At 41.3% G+C, this 20,307-nt stretch carries 17 protein-coding genes; 10 read left to right on the top strand and 7 right to left on the bottom strand.

What is annotated here, in order from left to right; translation table 11 throughout:
* The first annotated feature begins 24 nt into the window (after window positions 1-24).
* The 4 genes from ACRC6Q_RS13840 to ACRC6Q_RS13825 all read left to right on the top strand — a co-directional run bounded on the left by ACRC6Q_RS13840 (window position 25) and on the right by ACRC6Q_RS13825 (window position 2,608).
* Window positions 25-657 carry a hypothetical protein gene (locus tag ACRC6Q_RS13840; RefSeq protein ID WP_431466837.1) on the top strand — a complete coding sequence of 211 codons (633 nt, stop codon included), beginning with the start codon at window positions 25-27 and terminating at the stop codon, window positions 655-657.
* Window positions 658-910: 253 nt separating this feature from the next.
* Window positions 911-1,234: a hypothetical protein gene (locus ACRC6Q_RS13835; protein WP_431466836.1), complete on the top strand. Its 324-nt coding sequence runs from the start codon at window positions 911-913 to the stop codon at window positions 1,232-1,234.
* A 179-nt stretch (window positions 1,235-1,413) separates the two neighbouring features.
* Window positions 1,414-2,259 carry an alpha/beta fold hydrolase gene (locus tag ACRC6Q_RS13830; RefSeq protein WP_431467001.1) on the top strand — a complete coding sequence of 282 codons (846 nt, stop codon included), beginning with the start codon at window positions 1,414-1,416 and terminating at the stop codon, window positions 2,257-2,259.
* A 40-nt stretch (window positions 2,260-2,299) separates the two neighbouring features.
* Window positions 2,300-2,608 (top strand): tyrosine-type recombinase/integrase, encoded by a 309-nt coding sequence (locus ACRC6Q_RS13825; protein WP_431466835.1) that lies wholly within the window; start codon window positions 2,300-2,302, stop codon window positions 2,606-2,608.
* Between the two features lie 606 nt (window positions 2,609-3,214).
* On the opposite strand, the gene ACRC6Q_RS13820 is transcribed toward ACRC6Q_RS13825, so the two are convergent.
* The 5 genes from ACRC6Q_RS13820 to ACRC6Q_RS13800 form a co-directional block, all read right to left on the bottom strand.
* Window positions 3,215-4,939, bottom strand: a complete 1,725-nt coding sequence (locus tag ACRC6Q_RS13820; protein ID WP_431466834.1) for a hypothetical protein — start codon at window positions 4,937-4,939, stop codon at window positions 3,215-3,217.
* Between the two features lie 2 nt (window positions 4,940-4,941).
* Window positions 4,942-7,710 (bottom strand): peptidoglycan-binding protein, encoded by a 2,769-nt coding sequence (locus tag ACRC6Q_RS13815; RefSeq protein WP_431466833.1) that lies wholly within the window; start codon window positions 7,708-7,710, stop codon window positions 4,942-4,944.
* Between the two features lie 218 nt (window positions 7,711-7,928).
* Window positions 7,929-8,396 (bottom strand): HEAT repeat domain-containing protein, encoded by a 468-nt coding sequence (locus ACRC6Q_RS13810; protein ID WP_431466832.1) that lies wholly within the window; start codon window positions 8,394-8,396, stop codon window positions 7,929-7,931.
* 13 nt (window positions 8,397-8,409) lie between these two features.
* Window positions 8,410-10,110 (bottom strand): FG-GAP-like repeat-containing protein, encoded by a 1,701-nt coding sequence (locus ACRC6Q_RS13805; RefSeq protein WP_431466831.1) that lies wholly within the window; start codon window positions 10,108-10,110, stop codon window positions 8,410-8,412.
* Between the two features lie 477 nt (window positions 10,111-10,587).
* Window positions 10,588-11,310 (bottom strand): patatin-like phospholipase family protein, encoded by a 723-nt coding sequence (locus ACRC6Q_RS13800; RefSeq protein WP_431466830.1) that lies wholly within the window; start codon window positions 11,308-11,310, stop codon window positions 10,588-10,590.
* Window positions 11,311-12,712: 1,402 nt separating this feature from the next.
* On the opposite strand from ACRC6Q_RS13800, the gene ACRC6Q_RS13795 reads away from it, so the two are divergent.
* From ACRC6Q_RS13795 to ACRC6Q_RS13785, 3 genes are all read left to right on the top strand, one after another.
* On the top strand, window positions 12,713-13,606 hold the full coding sequence (locus tag ACRC6Q_RS13795) for an alpha/beta hydrolase (protein ID WP_223636978.1): 894 nt from the start codon (window positions 12,713-12,715) through the stop codon (window positions 13,604-13,606).
* Window positions 13,607-13,669: 63 nt separating this feature from the next.
* Window positions 13,670-14,023, top strand: a complete 354-nt coding sequence (locus ACRC6Q_RS13790) for a fluoride efflux transporter FluC (RefSeq protein ID WP_431466829.1) — start codon at window positions 13,670-13,672, stop codon at window positions 14,021-14,023.
* A complete protein-coding gene (locus ACRC6Q_RS13785) occupies window positions 14,020-14,352 on the top strand; it encodes a fluoride efflux transporter FluC (RefSeq protein ID WP_431466828.1) in 333 nt (110 codons plus the stop codon). The genes ACRC6Q_RS13790 and ACRC6Q_RS13785 overlap by 4 nt, the downstream gene beginning before the upstream one ends.
* Window positions 14,353-14,562: 210 nt before the next feature.
* On the opposite strand, the gene ACRC6Q_RS13780 is transcribed toward ACRC6Q_RS13785, so the two are convergent.
* Together ACRC6Q_RS13780 and ACRC6Q_RS13775 are read right to left on the bottom strand one after the other, a co-directional pair.
* Window positions 14,563-14,982, bottom strand: a complete 420-nt coding sequence (locus tag ACRC6Q_RS13780) for a universal stress protein (protein ID WP_223636969.1) — start codon at window positions 14,980-14,982, stop codon at window positions 14,563-14,565.
* A gap of 11 nt (window positions 14,983-14,993) precedes the next feature.
* On the bottom strand, window positions 14,994-16,460 hold the full coding sequence (locus ACRC6Q_RS13775; RefSeq protein WP_431466827.1) for a SulP family inorganic anion transporter: 1,467 nt from the start codon (window positions 16,458-16,460) through the stop codon (window positions 14,994-14,996).
* Window positions 16,461-16,707: 247 nt separating this feature from the next.
* Here ACRC6Q_RS13775 and ACRC6Q_RS13770 point away from each other — a divergent pair, with 247 nt between their 5' ends.
* Genes ACRC6Q_RS13770 through ACRC6Q_RS13760 form a run of 3 tightly spaced genes read left to right on the top strand, consistent with a single transcriptional unit; the run spans window position 16,708 to window position 20,266 of the window.
* On the top strand, window positions 16,708-17,064 hold the full coding sequence (locus tag ACRC6Q_RS13770; RefSeq protein WP_431466826.1) for an ArsR/SmtB family transcription factor: 357 nt from the start codon (window positions 16,708-16,710) through the stop codon (window positions 17,062-17,064).
* Window positions 17,057-19,126, top strand: a complete 2,070-nt coding sequence (locus ACRC6Q_RS13765) for a heavy metal translocating P-type ATPase (protein ID WP_431466825.1) — start codon at window positions 17,057-17,059, stop codon at window positions 19,124-19,126. Before ACRC6Q_RS13770 ends, ACRC6Q_RS13765 begins: the two co-directional genes overlap by 8 nt.
* 21 nt (window positions 19,127-19,147) lie before the next feature.
* Window positions 19,148-20,266, top strand: coding sequence for a GNAT family N-acetyltransferase (locus tag ACRC6Q_RS13760; protein WP_223637669.1), 1,119 nt, complete (start codon window positions 19,148-19,150; stop codon window positions 20,264-20,266).
* The last annotated feature ends 41 nt before the right edge of the window (window positions 20,267-20,307 follow it).

The raw sequence follows: 20,307 nt of genomic DNA, 5'->3' as shown, positions 1-20,307 counted from the left end.
GGATAGGCAAAGGAGAAAAATTCAATGGATAAAAAGAAACTGAAAGCCATGCTGCTGCATGGCTTGGCAGACTTACTTGCAGATCATGGGTTTAAAAAAAGGATTTCCGCCCAAAGCTTTTACAAAAAAACCGATGACGGAAAAGTTAGCATCCACCTGGCCTTCATCAACCATATCGATGATTTTGATGTGACAGTGGATTTTGCAATTCGACTTAACGATGTGGAAGATATCCTGAATGAAATTGACCATCCCATGACTCCTCCAAAAAAACTAGATACATATACGCTCGGAGCAGAACTTGGCAATGTCACTGGAGAAGGGCAGAAACGATGGACCATTGAAAACGAGGAAGATGTAAAAATTGCAATGTGTGGAATTTATTTGGAAATTTTATCGGTATTATTTCCCGTTATTGAGAAATACACCACAAAGGAAAGTGTTTATGAACTCGCCGTCAAAGATAACGAAGAGGCAGACATTTTCTGGGGGTCTACTTATGATCGAGCCAGATGCGCCATCGTTTTGGCCGAAATCCTCCAGAAGGATACCGACATTCGAATGGAGTTGATTCGAAAGAATGAGGAGCATCTCAAAAACATAGAAGATCTTAATCTGGAGGGGTTCATTGAATTCACTGAACGATTTAAAGGTTAAATTGGGAAGGGAAAAGGAAGTTCTGTTTCAACCTCAAAGTGAAAAATTGTTGATTACAGACTCTAGCATGTGAATGTAACTTATTGTGAATTAAGTTACATTCAAAATCCCAATAAAGTAGGGTCAATTTATTTAATAACTTTCACTAGATGGAAACTTTTGTAAACCTTTGTCGTTGTTATTAGTATCAATGACAGGGGTTTTTATGGCTCCCAAAATTGATTAGAAACTGAATGATTTAGGAGGAGTAAATGTGCAGCCAGTATTTCTAAGAATTATCCTATTTTCTTTACTTGTTTCTTCTCTGGTAGCTCTTTGGATTATAAAAACAAAAGCGAATAAATGGACAAGAATTTTAGCGGCCTTTTTTGTAAATGCATTTATTCTTTCGGTTGCTTCGGCTTATCTTTACAGATTGGACGTTCAAACTTTTCATAAACAGACGGAAGGTTTATTTGATTCACTGGGTATAGGGACATTACTATTTTTTGTTCCGATAAACACATTTATTAATATTCTTGTTATGGAGTTCTTCAAAAATAAAAGAGATCGTATAGGTAATGAACGACAAATCTGAATGTAACTTATTAGTAAGTAAGTTACATTCAAAAGCCTGATTCCAATGACTTGATCATAAAACTAAGCGAAATTGAACTTGCTAGAAAAAATGATACATTCAGTAGGCTGTTCCGTATGGTTTTAAACTCGGATTTTGAATGGATAATCTAAAGGTAAGAGAAAGAGGTAAATCTTATGATGTGGGAAAGAAACCTAATTACCACTGTTCGTGGAGAATTTGAAGTGTTTGTAAAAGGTGAGGGAACTCCCTTGTGCGTCACTCATCATTATTCGGAGTTCAATGAAACAGGAGATTACTTTGCAGAGTCTTTTACCCAGAAAAACCAGGTATATCTAGTCAATTTAAGAGAAGCTGGAAGTTCTGAGAAGGCGGTTCATCCTTATCAATTAAGCATGCTGGAGACCATTCTGGACTTAGAAGCGATTCGTGAATCCTTAGCCCTGGATCAATGGGGATTTGCTGGACATTCAACCGGCGGCATGCTGGGGGTTATTTATGGCATTCATTTTTCAGAGAAGCTCAGCTTCAACGTGATCGTTGGCGCAGCAGCACGGGAATATATGACTTTTTCGAATGATTGCATTTACAATCCGGCACATCTCCACTTTACGAGAATGCAAGAACTGATGGAAAGCTTAAAACACCCCAATTTGTCGGTAGAGAAAAAAAGAGACTTGAAGGTGCAAAGGACCAAACTGTCTTTATACTACCCAGACAAGTATGAAGAGTACTTTTCATTGGATATCAGTAAAGGGATGTCAGCTATCCGGCTAAATTTCTTCAGCAGAGAAGTACATATTTTTGACGTAACCAAAAAACTACCGCTGATTACCACGCCTACCTTGATTATTTGCGGAAGGCACGATGTGCAATGCCCTCTCGAATATTCGAAAGAAATGGGAGAATCAATTCCGAATGCAACGCTAGCCATCTTTGATCGAAGCAATCATTATCCTTTTTTAGAGGAAGCTGAACAATTTAATGCGACCTATCTTTCATTTGTAGAAGGTTTAGCAAAATGAAATGCAGTAGTTTACATATCATCGGGTTATCGGAAGCTACTTGTATTCAAAAGGAGAAAAGAGGCTGTACGTAGCACATCATTTCTCCTTTTGTGCCATTGAGAACCTGGTGACCAAATACACCGCTGCCTTTGCTCAAGGTGAAGACATGAGTCCGCACAAATTCCGTCATAGCTTTGCGGCAGACTTTATCCGCAATAGCGACAACATTGTTTTTCTGCGGGATCAGTTGGCTCACAGCAATATCGAAACCACTTCTCTTTATACTAATCTGTCCAATAAGGACAATGAACAGATTTTATCACGGATGGAAGCAAATCGATTAAATCGTTCGGATACTATAAAATAATTATTATTATAAGTAAAAGGACAGACGGTTTTGTTAGGCTGTCTGTCCTTTTGATTGGTTATATCCCTATTACGATTAGTAATAATTTTTTGAGAAACAGAAATCAACTCTTCTTGCTTGTCACTAAGTTCCTTAAATTTCTTTATCTATTATAGCCTAATTGAAAATAGGTTCCTCTGCTATACCAAAAGCAAACCCCAAACTGTTCATCTGAACTATCAGATACCACCAATCAAGCTCAGAGGAGCAATGTTTAATATTGTATACGTTCATTTATTCATAACGCTTAAAGAAAGTAAGGTCTTGTATTTTCAAAACAAACATGAAGTTTACTTCGATTCACTGGTTTGCCAAATGAAAAAGGATAATTCAGCTTTTATGAATTTTAAGAAGCCTATCAATAAGCTTAACTCCTTGGATAGACGGTCACTGAAACAGCGCAGGCAACTATTCAGGTGTAGAGAAATTCATCAAAGAAAGTGGTGGAAATTATCACCGTAGACCTGCATTAAACTTTAGAAATAGCGCCAATGACAAATAAACAGCAAAAGGCATTCGGTATAATATCCAAATGCCCCATATTAATAATGTTCAATATATTATGCTTCAGGTGATTAAATCTAAAGATTGATGGAAAAATTTATATATCGTTTGTCCATCCACAGAAAGTTCTTGCCCACTGGAAATTATAAAATTATGCACATAGTATCCTCCATGATCATTATTTAATTTAGGAGTAAAAATTATTTTAATAATTTGTTCATCATTAAACCCAGATTTTCTGAATTTCTCGATGATTTCTTCGACTTTCAACTCTTTTTTAACGCTGTAAAAATCAATAACACCGCTTTCTGATCCAAGTATATTAGTAATAACATTATCTGAATTATTTTTAAGCAATCGTGAATAATGTCGTTTTAAAACTGGAAACGCACTAGGATTGTAAGGTTTAGATACATCTGGATATTCTAGTATAGAATAATGCGACTCATCTGGTAAAAGTATTAATTTTGAATGAGAAACTCCATCAGGTAAGTATTTGGATTCCCATTCATTTTTGCGCCTACCAACAATAATTACTTTTCCACCTTGTGCCAATAGGGCCGGAATTACATTTTTACCAAGGGTTAATTGCTTGTTTTCATCATGCTTATTCATATATTGCACTTCAAAACATATAATAGCCTTAATATCTTTTAAATTTCTTTTAGTAGCCGTAAATATATTCCCCCCAGAATTACTATAACCCGTAAGAATTAGCTGTTTAACATCAATAGTTTCATAAGTTAACGTATTGGTATGCGTATAAATATAATATATAACATTTTTTACAAGACCCATTAAATTTTCTTGAATAGCTATTCCACCATCGCCGCCATTAATTTGTGGAATCAAAAGAATTTGTTGCTGTTTGTCTATAGCCTGCTCAAATCCAAATGGTTTATCCCAGCTTAGAGGGTAAAGCCCCTCTTTAGAGGGGTCATAATTAAGAAGATCTCTGAAATGATGTAGTGGTGGTAATTTTCTACCGAGTCTATATTTGAAACGATCTTGTAGTTTTAGATAATCTTTCAAATAAACATCATAATCAGGGTCAGTTATAGGTTGGGTTAAAAAACTAAACAATGTCTCACCACTACATTGTATGTTGCCAACACTCATATTATGATTATTCGTTGTAATTCCTTCAATTTTGTCTGCAACGTAATTAATACCACCAAAACCAGCAGGATAAATTAATAAATTGGGTTGGAGTTCCTTAATATGAGCGACCGAACCTGGTACCACAACAAACCAAATAAACGGATGCCCCCGAAGCGAGGCCATCACCCGAATATGACGTTGAGTACCTTTTATCAGATTTAAAGCACTAAACCATGGAGTATCACCATGAATATCGTTGAAAAGTCTCGTAATGTCGACAAAATCAATTAAAATTGTAATCATTCCACCTTTAACATTAAGTAAAGGATGTAATGAAGGTGTGGTTCTAGCAATAGTCGTCTTCTGTTCTAAGCTCAATTTTTGCCATCGTGTTGGAATAAGTTCAACAATGTGGTTATCTTCTCTCTTTACAAGAAACCGTTGTATTATCTTTAGAAGTTGATATTCTACTCCATTGTGGCGAAACATTGTACTTATAATAATTTCAATTTCTTCGAACGTATCTTCTAATTCATAACGAAATGTATCCTTAGTTTTTAGTATGTCATCGCTACCAGTAATCCCTAATTTGGCATTAAATTTATTTATAGTCACTTTTGTATCTTTGAGAAGAAAATGATCCCAAATTTGAGCTTTCACATTCGAATATTTTATAATCAACTCCATAATTAAATTCCCCTTCCTGTTTTGGGGTCGTATTCAACTTCTACAGGAACTACTTGATCCGTCGGTAAAACCTCGATCCATTGGTCAAAAACTTGGAAGTTTCTTTCCGAATTGTCGGGGTTAGGATTACCGCCATCTACTTGGGCACGGAATCCTCCATGCAATGCATAAAAACCGTGCTCAAATACTTTTTGAGTAGGGGTCGTGTTTACTTTGTCATCATCATTTATTGCAGGATCTTGTGGAAAAGTTTTAACTTTAAGCGATTCTTCGTGCTTTTCAGCTACTTCCATACATAAGAAATCAATCGCATCTTTAAGAGTAACAGCTGTTTCATCAGCCAGACCCATTTTATTTCGAATTGCGTCCAATTCTTCTTCAGGTGCTGCATACTCAGCATCCAACCCATCTGCACCCTCAACATTTACCGATTGCAACCACTTGAGTGCAGCCTTTTCCTTGCCTGGACGTATAGGAATGACAGCTTTAACCCAAGGAGCATTCAGAAAAGTATTACGTAAATTGTCTCCGTCTAACTGAAGAAGCCACCCTAGTGAACTACCCATAGGGGCTGGTGCACTCGCATCAGTAATCATATAATTAGCTGGTCTGTGATTCATATCTGGCCATGCTATAGAGAGATTATTTATTCGAGTCTGTACGTTAAATATACTAGGCTGTTGTGTTCTAGGTTTCCACCAGTCAGGAGCCACGAAATACAACATTTTATCAATGTCAAATATTGAATTTATTAATTCTGATAATACATGTCTGCGTTTACCATCTACATGTTTATAGTTGAGTTCAGACATTAAACTACTAATAAGTTTACGGTAAACTAAAATACGTTCTTCTTCTCGTAAATCTTCAAAATTGCGTTTCGCAATTTTACTAGCAATATTTATGCGTTCTTTGGCATCCTTAAAAGCCACTTCAGAAGCTTTTCTAAAGGTTTCTTCGGTGGCAACCTTTTCAGCATCTTGCTGTCTTTGCTTATTAAGCTCTTTAATTTTATTTCTGGTGTCATTATTCGGAACACATTTAAATTCAATCTGAACTTCAAAGTCTACTCGTTCATCCCAGTCTAGGCCATCAGGTAATCCATATGCCAATACACCAACCTCTATTTTTCCATTAGGCTTAAACCTGGCTCCAAATGACCAAACTCCTGTAAAATCCTCACCTCTAGCAGAAAGTTGAGTAGCAGGAAGATGTACGTGTTCGGGCTCTATAGAAATGTCAAACCCATCTGGCGCAGGAGGCAGGTGAAATTCACCAACCCCTATAAATCCAGCTTTTGGTTCATCATAATTCCATAAGCAATACACCTTGTGAAAAAGAGGTCGATCCGGTGGCAATGGAATCTCTTCAGGATTAGTTGGTACTACTAATTCAACCGGCGATGATACATGTATTAAATTTGCAAGACCGAGGTCATTACCAGGCTCATCGACAAAAGTTTGCCAACACAAAAATGTACCAATATCTTGAACTTGAACGCCAACTTGTCTCATCTTTCTGCGCAATTCATAATTGATTAATTTATCTGTGGAATTATTGAGTACATACCTTTTGCTTGAAGTATCTGTAGTTTCTGTAACAATTTTAAATGTAGATTTAAAGCTTTGACGAATCTCAGTAGACAATTTTTGCGTTTGCTGTCTCATTTTTTTGTGAACAGTTTCTCTAGCAAACTGTTGAGTCTTATCCATATTTAAATTTCCAGTAGCTGTCATACTGCCTGTTCCCCAAGACTGATTTACTGTCGTAGTAAATCCTAATTTCAAATCGTTTTTATTTTCCTCTTTAACAGATTCACTTAGATCCTCTTGACTTACTAGGGTATCTTCCGTTTTATTAGAAGTTTCGGTAAATGTTTCAGTTGTCTTTTCAATGATTGTCTTACGCGTACTAGTTTCAATTAATTCAACTGTAGAACCAGGACTTAACCAAACATGACTAGTAGGTGTTCCAAGGAACGTATCTAATTCAAAGAAAAATTGTCGATATAAATGCACGATACCAAGAGGAGACACATTAACATTGTCAATATCTTTTGTTGGATCAAACGTAAGATAGGGATCATGAAAATCGTTCTGTGTTCTTGTTAGTAATTTATTGTATTCTTCTTGTGCATTCAAATCCAAATTTCTATAGAAAATCTTGTTCAACTCACTAACGTGTTTATTTGCAATTAATTCTTTAATAACACCAGCAATTTTTATTTCTTTCTCAATGGCTGTTACTAATTCCGCCCTCACTTCTTCCATCAAATGGTGCTTCCGGCGATAAAACACCTCATCTGATTCATTAGGTAGTTTTACTGCAGCATTGATACTTTGTCTCTTGTCTGATGCAAGCTCTGAATAGTGGCTACGAACTGGATCATTGAGTATGTCATTTAAAACTGCATCATTTATAAGGTGTGACCATTCATCAGCATCCTGCGGAACTTTACCAAACGATTGTAATTTTTGGTAGATTTCTTTAAGAATAATTACGCTATTATGCGGAATTAGGTTGGCTTCTGCAAATTCACCAACTTTTAAACTACCTTTTTCAATATAACTGTCAGCGTTTAGCATAACTTTCGTTTTATTTTCAAACATATTGCTTAATGTTATAAGAGGAAAATTTTTAGATTTCATTCGATCAAAGATTCTTTTAGATTTCCATCCAATTAGTGATTGGTATACTCCAAACAATTCGCTATCATAGGGCAGTATACCCTCATATTTTGATAAATCCGTAATTCTTTTCATATTTGGCATATAAAGCACCTCCAATTGTAAGTTAGTTTGCTATCGTTTCTTGTAACCTCCCAATTCTAGATTTTTTATTTCTTTTATATTCTAATGAGTAAGTCCATCATGCTATTACCAAGTGACATATGAAATAATCAATATTAGATTTATTAACCTTTGTGACCCATGGAAATCTCATTCACAGCTACATTTCTTGGTTCAACGTGTCCATCCCTAAACTGTTGTCAAGGGATTTGTCTTTTAGTTTTCATCGTTTTCACAATATTTCCAGCCAATTCGGAGACAAACGGCATAGAATCTTTATCGGCCATTTTCTGGAATTTCTTTTCTACTTCTATAGATTTAAATTGTGCAGCTGATTTAAGCATGACTTTACGAATCCCGGCATCTGGATCATCTATTAATGGATCTAATAATTTCTCCGCTTGGATTTCCGGTAAATTGCGGATACCTGAAGCGACAGCTACCCTCAACAGGGGCTCATTTCTTGCCATTGCTATTTCCAACACTTTTATGGATTGTTCAGTATTAATAAGGCTTGCAAGATAAGTAGCTTTTGATGCGAGTCCCAGGTTTGGATCCTGTACAAGCTCCATCAAAAGTGGGACGGCCTCTGGACCGAGCCTGCTTGCTCTTGTATAGTCTACTTCTTCGGCATCCAGCCAGCTGCGAATGTCTTTCTTTGTAACCACTTTAATTCCCTCCTTAACTATCAAAGGTAATTGTGCTCGCCCTCATCGAATTCACTTCCCTAGAAATTAAGTTAGGCGGAGGATTAGTAATATTACTTGTTCCATTACCTGTCATCAATAGATTATTATCATCGACATGTCGGAGACCCAAGACATGTCCTACTTCGTGCGCTAAAGTCCACATGGTGGCGATTTGAGCGACCACTGCACCTGGCTGTCTCGCAGGATGTGCCGCACAGCCATTATACGGTGGTACTGTGGAGCGCACAAAGTACACTACTATATCACTACCCCAAGCATTATTTCGATTGTTAAAGAGCTGAATCTGCTCCTGTGTGACACGTCCCATAACGCAATCCCCAACATCTACGTCATTAAGAATTGGCATGTTGAGTGCCTCAGTGCTTACTCGATGTACACGGATTCCAACTGACTCATAAACCTGTTGCATTGCTACGATCATACGATCAATAGCAATGGTAGGATTGGTAAGAATTTTCACATGGAGCCGGACGGTTTGCTCTCCAAGTTCGAATTGATTATCACGTGTGTTGAGCAACCAGCCGCCGAAGCGTTTCCCGTTCGGTGCCATCATAGGAACTTTAAATGTGTTTCCTTCGAAACGGAAAATACCAATTCCCCATGGGCTAGTGACCAAGATGTCTAATTTACCATCGCCAGTGAAGTCTGCTAGATGGTCGAAGTGGTTGTCAGCAGTGTTAAGTAACCATTCCCCGAAACGAGTGCCGTTTGATGCTATCATCAGTACGTTAAATGTGTTTCCTACTAGTTTGAGAATTCCGACCCCCCATGGGCTCGAAATAAAGAGCTCGTCTTGTCGGTCACCGTCAAAATCTGCGACAGGTCCTACTCGATTATCTAATGTGTTTAATAGCCAGCCGCCGAACCGAGTTCCGTTTGGTGCCATCATAAGAGCAGTGAGAGCATTTCCTGAAAGCTTTAGAATTCCAATTCCCCATGGGCTAGTAATCACAATTTCTTCCTTTCCATCGCCATCTAAATCTGCTAGAGCATGAATATGGTTGTCAACGGTATTGAGTAACCAGCCGCCGAACCGAGTTCCATTTGGCGCCATCATAAGCGCAGTAAGAGCATTTCCTGAAAGTTTTAAGATACTAATTCCTCGTGGGCTGGTGACCACAATTTCATCTTTTCCATCTCCGTCGACATCCCCGACTTGGGTAAAGCGGTTGTCGGCGGTATTAAGCAACCAGCCGCCAAAGTGTGATCCGTTTTCTGCTATCATAACTACAGTAAATGTAGCCCCAGAGAGCTTCAAAATTGCAATTCCCCATGGGCTAGTGACCAAGATCTCATCCTTACCGTCCCCGTCAAAATCACCTACAGGTCCGAAACGGTTATCAACAGTACTTAGAAGCCAGCCGCCGAAACGCGTTCCATTGGGTGCCATCATCGATACCGTAAAAGTATTTCCTGATTGTTTTAAAATGCCAATCCCCCAAGGACTCGTGACGAGTAATTCGGTTTTACGATCACCATCGAAGTCTGCCATCAAGTCGAAACGGTTGTCTCCAGTATTAAGTAGCCAGCCACCGAAACGTGTCCCATTGGGTGCCATCAACGGTGCCGTAAGAGTATTTCCTGAAAGCTTTAAAATACCAATCCCCCATGGACTAGTCACTGGAATTTCGGAAACTCCATCCCCGTCAAAATCACTCTTTTTTATTACCATTGCCCTATCTCCTTTCAGGAGTTTTGATGTTTTTACTGAAAGGCATAATTCGCTCTGGATTCATTCCACCGGCTTGGTTTAGCAGAAGAAAAAATTATCTTTTCTTATATAACTTGAATATCTTTTACGCTATATCTCGCTGTTTTGTATTAATAGAATGACTCAGCTTTCATTGCATCACTGAATCCCATTGTTATAGTTTCCTTCTGCTACGGATTGTCTTACTTATTCATACATTTAACTTGCTGCATAACTCTTGAAGCACTTGTTTGTTGTTATCAATCATATATTCGGCCATGTTGCATAAAGCACTAACGTTTTATCTGAAATGTCGTCTAAATTGTCGTTTGCAAAAGTCAAAGGAGATTGAAAGCGATAATATCTTCTGTCACAGTCTTGAAAAGGCAAAAGTTGATTCAGTTGGTAATCAACGGCTTTGCTTACACCATCGAAAACAATGTCTAATATGCTGGGAGCCTATTCCACAAGACCCCAATCCTTTGCTTTTTCATACCGGATGTGTCGAGTGTACTCGCCTGTTCCTAATGAAACCAGCAAAAAATCCTTTTCATCTGGAAACAATGTTTTAGCTTCCGCATATGCATACATAGCTGGATTATTCGCAAACATTCCTCCATCAACAAAGAAAAAGTTTTCATCCATTTCTATCTTTTTTGGTTCGAAATAAGTTGGGGCTGCTGACGTTGCCCTGGCTATATCTTTCATGCGAGCATTTTCATTTATTCCTCTGTAACTTGCATCTTTCGCTTTACAACTTCTAAAAACCCATGGCTTCCGTCTTTCAATTTCGTAACACATGATGATCACTTCTGTTAAGGCATCAGACAGCCTAAAATCACTGAAATAGTTATGAAGCACATCTTCGTAACTTTTCGAACCGTAACGTTCTTGCAACAAAGCGCTTACTGTGTGGTCAAAACGATCCAGTCTCAAAGGCGAAAAAATACGTTCTTTTTCATTTTTGTAGAGCTTTGCTAGTGCATCTGCAGAATATTGAGGTTTTCCATTCCCATCCGGTTTTACAAGACCTAATGCAAGGAGTCCGCCTGTTGATGTGCCGGCAATCAAATCGAAAAGTTCGGCGATGCTCTTTCCGGTTTGCTTTTCGATGTCGGCTAATATTAGGGCAGGGATAATCCCACGAATTCCTCCACCATCAATTGAAAGTATTTTTTTCATGTCTCCATCTCCTGTGTTGGGTTTTTGTACATACTACCGATTTACCAAACACATTTTTTTGACAGTCAACTGTTCTTTCTACAATGTAAACTTCCTTTTCAGTCAATATATCTTTCAGTTATCCATTGATAATAACCGGCGCAGCAGTGCACCTGGTTACACCTGTGTCCAGTTTTCTAGCACAGTCCCTACTGTCCATACCTGTCGTCTGCTCGCTGTTCTTACGATAGCTGAATCTTTTGCAGCAACATCTTAGCGATTGCTCTTAAATGGTTTTAGATGGTACAAACACTAGATGATTGCTTTGTTAAAAATCGGGAGCTGTCCTGTACTATCAGAAGTGAGAAACTCAATGGTATTAAAGAAATCGAACAGACTTTTAACCTTAACAAAATTTCTTTTAAAATGGCTCCAAAGTAATGAAATCAATTTTAAGTTTTTAAATTCCGCCTCCTTTGACAAATTAAAGTCTTTTCTTACTAACCAATTCTTCATAGAGCGGTGCTTCTGTCCATACTGTGATGTTTCCACGAATAAATAAGGTGGAAATATAATTATTAGAAAGAAATTGTTTATTTTATTGAAGTTTAAAATATGTAGGACTATAAAAAACTTGTTTTTATGTATGTAAAACTTAAAAAGGAAAGAATCAAGTTTATGTACAAGGTATTGATATGAATGTAGAAAAGATTAATAATATTATGAGTTTTCGCCTATATAATATCACATTTTTACTAGTGTGAATATAAAAATATTAAAAATTCTGAATATTTTAATCGATATTATCAAATTTTATAAATTTTATAAATACTTTAAGTTCTTTCCTAATCATCATTCACAAAAAAATAAGAGCGTAAAATATCTTGTGTAAATCAATTAGAAAAAATTCTGATCAGGTTTCAGTTTACATATGAGGGATTATCGGAAGTTGTTTAAACACAAGGGAGAGAAGCGGCTAATCAAAGCCGATTTCTTTCTCTTTTTTCGGTAAAAGTGTATTTTTATGAATAGTTTTCCTTTTTTTAAGTGCTAAAAAAATGTATGAACAGCTGCAAAAAAAAAAGAGAGCTAAAAGGGCAATCCACCTTCAAAGTATACCGAAAACATGCTTAAATTCGGTTCCATATTATTCCTACTTACTGGAGAAATCTTTCCTTTGGTTTTAATATAAATTTACTATAATAATTTAAAGGCTATAATGAATAAATAGAAATAGGAAGATGTAGACGCAAAAGATATGTACAGAAAAAAATTAGCATTCCTAGATGCCAAGTATGAAATGTTCTGAGATATATCTCTTGAATATCATTGATTTTGGGTGATTTATTTTTTAAAAAAATTTATACAAACAAGTGAGAAGAAAACGGTTATTGTGTGTTCTTCAATATAAGGAGCGAAAACTATGAACCAGTTTATCACCATCAATGATCGGAAAATGGAAGTAGTGCAAAAAGGTGGAAATGGAGTACCTATCTTTATTCTGCCGGGAATGGGCTGTTCGTTTGAGGAATGGTTTGAAGTGACAGAAGCTCTGAGTAAAACGAATAAAATTATTATGTTCCACCGTCCAGGATCAGGAAAAAGTGAAATTGGAGAAGAAAAACGTACGACAACGGCTAATGCTGAAGAGATGAAGCAACTAATGGAGAAGTTGGAAATAGTGGATCCGGTCATTCTGATCGGACATTCTTATGGGGGCTTATGCGCGCAGCATTTTTCAAAACTCTATCCTGAAAAAGTAAAAGCATTGCTCTTAATTGATTCTACATCTGAGGATTTGGAAAGACTGGATGAGCTTGAACTTCCTGTTTTAAGGGGGAATTCAGCTGATAATAAATGGCTAGAGGATTTTCAAAACTATGCAAGTATGAACGAAGAAGAAACCAGAAAAATTATTCACCCCAAATTAGCCGAAAACCAGAAAAAACTGCCTTCACATATACAAAGGCAATTAATCCAGTTTCGGCAAAAGCCAAACTTGTACAAAGCAATGATATCTGAATTCGTAAACTTTAAAATAGATGCAAAAATGATCAAAAAATTAGGTATGCTGAGCAACATTCCACTAGTCGCTATCGGCCGCGATAAAAACTATGTAATTCAGGAAGGTGTAAGCAGAGGTTTGCCTGAGTCGGAACTGTTGATGTTGGAAAACATGTGGCAGCAATTAATACTCGAACAAGGAAAGCTTTCGAAAAGAAGCACAGTTAAGTTTGCAAAAAGTGCAGGACATTCGATACATTTGGATCGACCGGATTTAGTCATATCGACTTTAAAAGAATTAACAGAAGACTAAAAAAACAAACACGATTTTTTTCAGTAAGTTAAACTGTAGAAAAACAGATGCGGGGCGTTGGGGATGAAGCGGATACTGGCTGTGGGATTTGGCGGAATGATCGGTTCGCTTTTGCGTGCGGGAATATATATGGTGGCTGCAGGTGGATCTGGACTCTGGCTCGTCAATATAGCCGGCAGTTTTTTAATCGGTCACGCAGCCATCCGGTTAAGCCGGAAGTCGGCAGAGCTGAGGCTACTGGTTTCAACGGGGCTGCTGGGCTCGTTTACGACATTTTCCGCGTTTTCTGCTGACTGGTTCCATTACCTGGAGTCCTCCATTTGGCTGGGCATGGCATTTGCAGGCGGGATGACGGTTGCTTGTGTTGCCGCCGCAGCCGCAGGTTTGTGGATTGGCCGGAGAGGGGTGCAGTCATGATTGGCATTGCGGTTGGCGGATTTTTAGGAGCGGTCACGCGCTACTTGTTTTACTTGTTGATTGAAAGCAGGATGTGGCAGCCGAAAGCCGCAACCTGGCTGGTCAACAGCATCGGTTCGTTGGTGCTTGGCCTGTTTATCGGCAGCGGCAGCTTATCGATTTTCTGGATCACCGGTTTTCTCGGGGCTTTCACGACGTTTTCGACGATGGCTTTGGATGTGGTGAAAGATTTGGAAGACGCTAAGTGGCTACAGGCTGCCGCTTATGTCTTTGCCACTTTAGCCAGTGGAATCGCTCTATTTAGCCTGGGCTATGTCTGGATGCACTAAATTTCTGTACCTCCTGTGTTTGCTGCAGGAGGGTTTTTTGCGAACGCCCACAAATCCTGCTGAACGCCCACAAATTCGGATAAGCGCCCATAAATCTCGCTGAACGCTCACAAATCCAAATAAGTGCCCACAAATCCTTGCAAACACCCACAAATCGAAAATAAACAAAACTCCAGCCGCTCTTCGCAGATTCACGAAGAGCGGCTGGAGTTATTTGACGATGATGACTGGAGCTTGAACACGTTTGGCCACTTTATGGCTGACGCTGCCGAGCACCATTTCCTGGAGTGCATTCAATCCGCGGCTGCCGATCAATACGACATCATAACCGGTTTCATTGGCATGCTTGACGATGGTCGGACCCGGTACGCCGTGCAGCGTTTTGGTTTCAAAATCAACGCCGGCAGAACGGAAGATTTCTTCGAGCGGCATCAAGTGCTTTTTGCGTTCCAAATGGACTTCGTCGCTGCTTTGGCCGTGAAGAATTTCGGTTCGCGCTTTTTCATAATCGATGACATACAGCAAAGTGATGAAAGCTTGTGGGTTGGCTTTGGCCATTTTGACCGCTTCGTGAGCGGCCCGCTTTGAATGGTCAGAGCCGTCGGCCGCAACTAAGATTTTCTCGTACATAAGCATCCCCCTTAATGTGTGCTCTTGCCTGCAGTGCCATAGGTCGCTAATTTGTCGACGAGCTTTTGGCTGGAGGCGTTCAACCCGGTGATTTCAACGGTCTGGCCCTGCGCCTGCAGTTTGTTCATGACCCGGTCGATGGCGCCGACGCCTGAATCGTCCCAGACAGTCGCATCTGAAAAGTCCAACACAATCCCTTCGGAAGCTTCCACTTTATCGAATGCGGAAACAAAGTCCTGGGAAGATGCGAAAAACAATTGTCCGTGTATGGTATATCTATTCGACGCATTGGACTCCAATCCTTCTTTGCGGACCTCCACTTTGGAGATCTTCGCAGCAAACAGGATGGTGCTCAAAATGACGCCGGCGAATACGCCCTTGGACAAATCATGGGTATAGACGACAACGACGACAGTCAATAGCATGACGATCGCATCTGATTTCGGGGCAGTCGCCAAGTATTTGAACGAACCCCAGTCAAAGGTGCCGATGCAGACCATGACCATGATTCCAGCTAAGACCGGCATCGGTATCTGGACGACCCAATTGCCGAGGACAATAATCAGGAACATCAGGAATACGCCGGCTGTGAAGGTGGACAAACGTCCTCGACCGCCGGAACGGACATTGATGCCGGACTGGCCGATCATCGCGCAGCCTGCCATGCCGCCGAAAAATCCAGTGATGATGTTGGCGATTCCCTGGCCGCGTGCTTCCTGGTTTTTATCGGAGCCTGTTTCAGTCGCATCATCGAGTATCGATGCAGTCAACAAGGATTCCAGCAATCCGATGATGGACAAAGCCAGTGCAGTCGGGAAAATGATTTGCAGGGTTTCAAAGTTGAACGGTACATTCGGAATGAAGAAGCTCGGCAAGGTTTGTGAAATCGTGCCCAGGCTGCCGACATTCTGCATATCCATTCCGCTGTACATGACGACTCCCGTCAAGACTAGGATGGCGATCAAGGGAGCCGGAATAGCCGTAAAAAAACGTGGCAAAATGTAGACGATCGCCAACGTGATTCCCACAAATACATAAGTGATGGCATTGACGCCAAAGATAAATGGCACCTGTGCCATGAAAATCAGGATGGCCAGTGAATTGACAAAGCCAATCATGACAGCCCGCGGGATGAACTTCATAAAGCGGGCGACTTTCAACAATCCGAATATGAGTTGCAGCACACCGGTCAATACGGTTGCCGCGAGTAAATAATCCAATCCGTGATCACGGACCAGCAATACCATCGCAAGTGCCATGGCGCCAGTTGCTGCTGAAATCATGGCAGGGCGGCCGCCGACAAAGGAAATGACGACAGCGATGGAAAATGAAGCGTACAGGCCGACCATCGGATCGACTCCTGCAATGATGGAAAAAGCGATTGCTTCCGGAATCAGGGCAAGTGCCACCACAATTCCCGCCAGGATATCCCCGCGGATATTGCCGAACCACTGCTCTTTATAAGGTAAGGTATTCAAAAAACTCCACTTCCTTCTATAGTAAATGAACACGCATTATTTAGTGGTTATCCCATAAACCGGTTGCTCTTTCCGGCGCAGTGGACAAATCGTCCACGAAGCTTTTCAAGGAAGAACTTTCAAACTGTATCACCTTTTTTTATTCGTGTAAATACACTTCATTCAAATATCCGTTTGACTGTAATTGCCAAGACCTATATACTGAAGGAAACAATCAAATCTTTATTTGAATGAAAGAGGTGCCGGCATGAAAGAAGTATGTGAAGTGACAAAAGTCCATCCGGAAGCGGTCAATCGTGTACAGAAGAGCATGACCGATTTAAGCGAGGTGGCGAACCTGTTTAAAGCGCTGGCGGATGAAACCAGATTGAACATCGCATATGCCTTAACTATAGAAGAAGAGATGTGTGTCTGCGATATCGCCGCAGTCATCGGGTCTTCCACAGCAACGGCTTCCCATCATTTGCGTTACCTTCGGGAGCGGGCTTTGGCGAAGTCCGAGCGCAAAGGAAAACAAATCTATTATTCCTTGTCTGACGATCATGTCCGCCAGTTGGTGACAATTGCGCACGAACACACGAAAGAAGGTGTGGAAAATGGTTAAAACCTATCGTCTTGAAAATTTATCATGCACCAGCTGTGCGGCCAAGTTTGAGAAGAATGTCCGAGAATTGCCCGATATAAGAAACGTCAATTTGAATTTCGGTGCTTCCAAATTGACGATTGATGGGAATGTGACGATTGAAGTGCTTGAAAAAGCGGGGGCTTTCGATCATATCCGCGTCTATCCTGAAAAAGAAAAAGTGAAACACGTTCCTTTCTATCAGCGACGCCAGACGATAGAGACGGCTCTCTCGCTGCTGCTGTTGATAGCGGGAATCATCGTTTCCTTCCAAATTGGTGAAACGCATCCCTGGTCCATCGCATTGTTCGGCGGTTCCATGGCAATAGGCGGTTATCATATGTTCTGGACCGGGTTGAAAAATCTCAGCACGCTCCAGTTCGACATGAAGACATTGATGACCATCGCCATTATCGGGGCTGTCATCATCGGTGAATGGCGCGAAGGGGCTGTAGTCGTGTTCCTTTTCGCTGTCAGCGAAGCATTGGAGTCCTTCTCCATGAACAAAGCACGCCAGTCGATCCGCAGCCTGATGGATCTGGCTCCGGCACGGGCGTTGATTCAGCGCGGCGGTGAATTAGCCGAAATGGATACGGAAGACATCCGGATTGGAGACGTTCTGATCGTCAAGCCGGGACAGAAAATCGCCATGGACGGCACAGTCCTTCGCGGGCAGTCTGCCGTCAATCAGGCAGCGATTACAGGAGAGTCGATTCCTGCAGTCAAAACGGTTGGAGATGAAGTTTTTGCGGGTACGATGAATGATGAAGGAGCACTGGAAGTCACTGTCACGAAACGTGTGGAAGACACCACCATTGCGAAAATCATTCATCTCGTTGAAGAAGCGCAGGCTGAAAAAGCGCCGACCCAGAAATTCATCGACCAGTTCGCCAACTACTATACGCCGGCAATCATCGCCATCGCCTTTTTCGTGGCTTTGGTACCGGGCTTTGTAACCGGCAACTGGGAACTATGGGTTTACCAGGGCTTGGCCGTTCTCGTCGTAGGTTGCCCATGTGCACTCGTCGTATCGACTCCGGTTGCCATTGTCACGGCCATCGGCAATGCCGCGCGTCAAGGAGTCCTCATTAAAGGGGGAGTTCACCTGGAAGAAACCGGCCGCATCAATGCGGTGGCTTTTGACAAAACGGGCACACTGACCAAAGGATATCCTGAAGTGACAGATGTTCTTGCAGAAGGAGCGGTAACAGACGAAGAACTGCTGAAACTGGCAGCATCTGTCGAGACCATGTCGCAGCATCCATTGGCCAGAGCCATCTCGAAAGAAGCAGCAGGTGTCTATGCCTCTGAAAACTTCAATTCTGTTACCGGGAAAGGCGCTTATGCGACAGTCAATGAAGAAACCATTTACGTCGGCAGCTTAAACTGGGCTGAAGAAAAGGGCTTACGTATTCCGGATAAAGCGCGTAAACTGCAAGAGAGTGGGAAATCCGTCACCGCTGTATTTTCAGAAGCGATGCTGATGGGAATCATCGCAGTAGCGGATGCCATCCGAACAGAAAGCCCTTCCATCATTCAGAAGTTGAAAGCGATGGGAATCAGCCAGACCATCATGTTGACTGGGGATCATCCAGCAACAGCAACAGCCATTGCAGCAGAAATCGGTGTAACCGATGTCCGTGCAGGGCTGATGCCGGAAGACAAATTAGCAGCAATCAAAGATCTGCAAAAACAATATGGCCGGGTGGCGATGGTCGGCGATGGCATTAATGATGCGCCGGCACTGGCTGCATCAAGTATCGGCATCGCAATGGGCGGAGCGGGGACAGACGCAGCGCTGGAAACGGCGGATATCGCCTTGATGGCAGATGATTTGGAGAAACTTCCTTATACGATTCGACTCAGCCGAAAGACATTGCGTATAATAAAAGAAAATATCGTCTTTGCGCTAGGGCTCAAGATTATCGCATTGCTATTGATCATTCCAGGTTGGTTGACCTTATGGATTGCGATTTTCGCGGATATGGGTGCTACGCTATTGGTAATCATGAATGCATTGCGACTTGTAAAAGTTCAGAAGTAAGGCAAGTTTGGAGGTTTTATGTTGAAGTTAACAGAGTGGACAATGGAAGAGCAGGAACAGCTGATTCATTTTATGACAACAAATTCGTGGCCGTTTCATGGCCATGAACATCCGGTGCGGGCGTTGATTGAGAAAACAATTGAAGAAGGCGGCTATAAATCAGACCAAGTGACAACTTTCTGGATAGAAAATGATGAAAATCAGCAAGTTGGCTTAGTCAAAATCTTTGATTTGCAGGATGATATCCCGCTTTTCGATCTACGGATTGCAGATCCTTACCGCAGCAAGGGCTATGGTCCGAAAGCATTGAAACTGGTTGCTGATTTCGTCTTTTCGCTGCCAGAGAAGAAAATTCGGCTGGAAGGCAATACGCGCCACGATAACTTCGCGATGCGCAAGGCTTTCGAGCGGACTGGCTTTGTTAAAGAAGCCCATTTGCGCCAGGCCTGGTTTTCTCCACGGGAAAACCGTTATTATGATGCAGTGACTTACGGCATGACACGTGAAGACTGGCAGGCAGGAATCACGACACCGGTTTTATGGGACGATACCGTCGCAGAAACAAAAGAGCTACCGTTTAACCCCGTGCTGCTCGATTTTCCGGAAGAGTTCGAATCGGAGCGTCTGCTGATCCGGGCGCCGAGAAGAGAAGATGCGCAAGCAAGTTACGAAGCTGTTATGCATTCGTTGGAAGCATTCCGGCCATGGCTGCCATTTGCACAGCAAAAGCCTGACCTTGCAGAAACAGAGGCAACATTGATTGAAGCCGAGGCTAATTTTAAATTGCGTAAGGATTTGCGACTGCATTTCTTCCTGAAGGAAACTGGCCAATTCGTCGGCTCTACTGGACTTCACCGGATTGACTGGGAAGTACGCAAGTTTGAAATCGGCTATTGGGTCGACAGCCGCTATGAGGGCAAAGGGTATGTTACGGAAGCAGTGGAACGCATTACGCGCTTTGCTTTTGAAGAGTTAGGTGCCAATCGGGTTGAAATCCGCTGCGATCCGGACAATGTCCGCAGCCGCGCAGTCGCCAATCGCCTGAAATTCGAGCTGGAAGGAATTTTGCGCAATGATACGGTTTCCCGGGTAGGCAATAAGCTTCGGGATACATGCATCTACGCTAAAATTAAACAATAAAAAGCAGGAGAGGGAAATCGTTGATTTTTCCTCTCCTGCTT

The sequence above is a fragment of the Planococcus sp. SE5232 genome (assembly GCF_050686535.1).
Taxonomy (GTDB): domain Bacteria; phylum Bacillota; class Bacilli; order Bacillales_A; family Planococcaceae; genus Planococcus.
Note: the sequence above shows the minus strand (reverse complement) of the source record. Positions and strands in the feature narration are given on the sequence as shown.

What these genes read in the sequence shown, in the direction of transcription:
- ACRC6Q_RS13840 (WP_431466837.1), top strand. Translation starts at nt 25, where the DNA reads ATGGATAAAAAGAAACTGAAAGCCATGCTGCTGCATGGCTTGGCAGAC.
- ACRC6Q_RS13830 (WP_431467001.1), top strand. Translation starts at nt 1,414, where the DNA reads ATGTGGGAAAGAAACCTAATTACCACTGTTCGTGGAGAATTTGAAGTG.
- ACRC6Q_RS13820 (WP_431466834.1), bottom strand. Translation starts at nt 4,939, where the DNA reads ATGGAGTTGATTATAAAATATTCGAATGTGAAAGCTCAAATTTGGGAT.
- ACRC6Q_RS13815 (WP_431466833.1), bottom strand. Translation starts at nt 7,710, where the DNA reads ATGCCAAATATGAAAAGAATTACGGATTTATCAAAATATGAGGGTATA.
- ACRC6Q_RS13805 (WP_431466831.1), bottom strand. Translation starts at nt 10,110, where the DNA reads ATGGTAATAAAAAAGAGTGATTTTGACGGGGATGGAGTTTCCGAAATT.
- ACRC6Q_RS13800 (WP_431466830.1), bottom strand. Translation starts at nt 11,310, where the DNA reads ATGAAAAAAATACTTTCAATTGATGGTGGAGGAATTCGTGGGATTATC.
- ACRC6Q_RS13795 (WP_223636978.1), top strand. Translation starts at nt 12,713, where the DNA reads ATGAACCAGTTTATCACCATCAATGATCGGAAAATGGAAGTAGTGCAA.
- ACRC6Q_RS13790 (WP_431466829.1), top strand. Translation starts at nt 13,670, where the DNA reads ATGAAGCGGATACTGGCTGTGGGATTTGGCGGAATGATCGGTTCGCTT.
- ACRC6Q_RS13785 (WP_431466828.1), top strand. Translation starts at nt 14,020, where the DNA reads ATGATTGGCATTGCGGTTGGCGGATTTTTAGGAGCGGTCACGCGCTAC.
- ACRC6Q_RS13780 (WP_223636969.1), bottom strand. Translation starts at nt 14,982, where the DNA reads ATGTACGAGAAAATCTTAGTTGCGGCCGACGGCTCTGACCATTCAAAG.
- ACRC6Q_RS13770 (WP_431466826.1), top strand. Translation starts at nt 16,708, where the DNA reads ATGAAAGAAGTATGTGAAGTGACAAAAGTCCATCCGGAAGCGGTCAAT.
- ACRC6Q_RS13765 (WP_431466825.1), top strand. Translation starts at nt 17,057, where the DNA reads ATGGTTAAAACCTATCGTCTTGAAAATTTATCATGCACCAGCTGTGCG.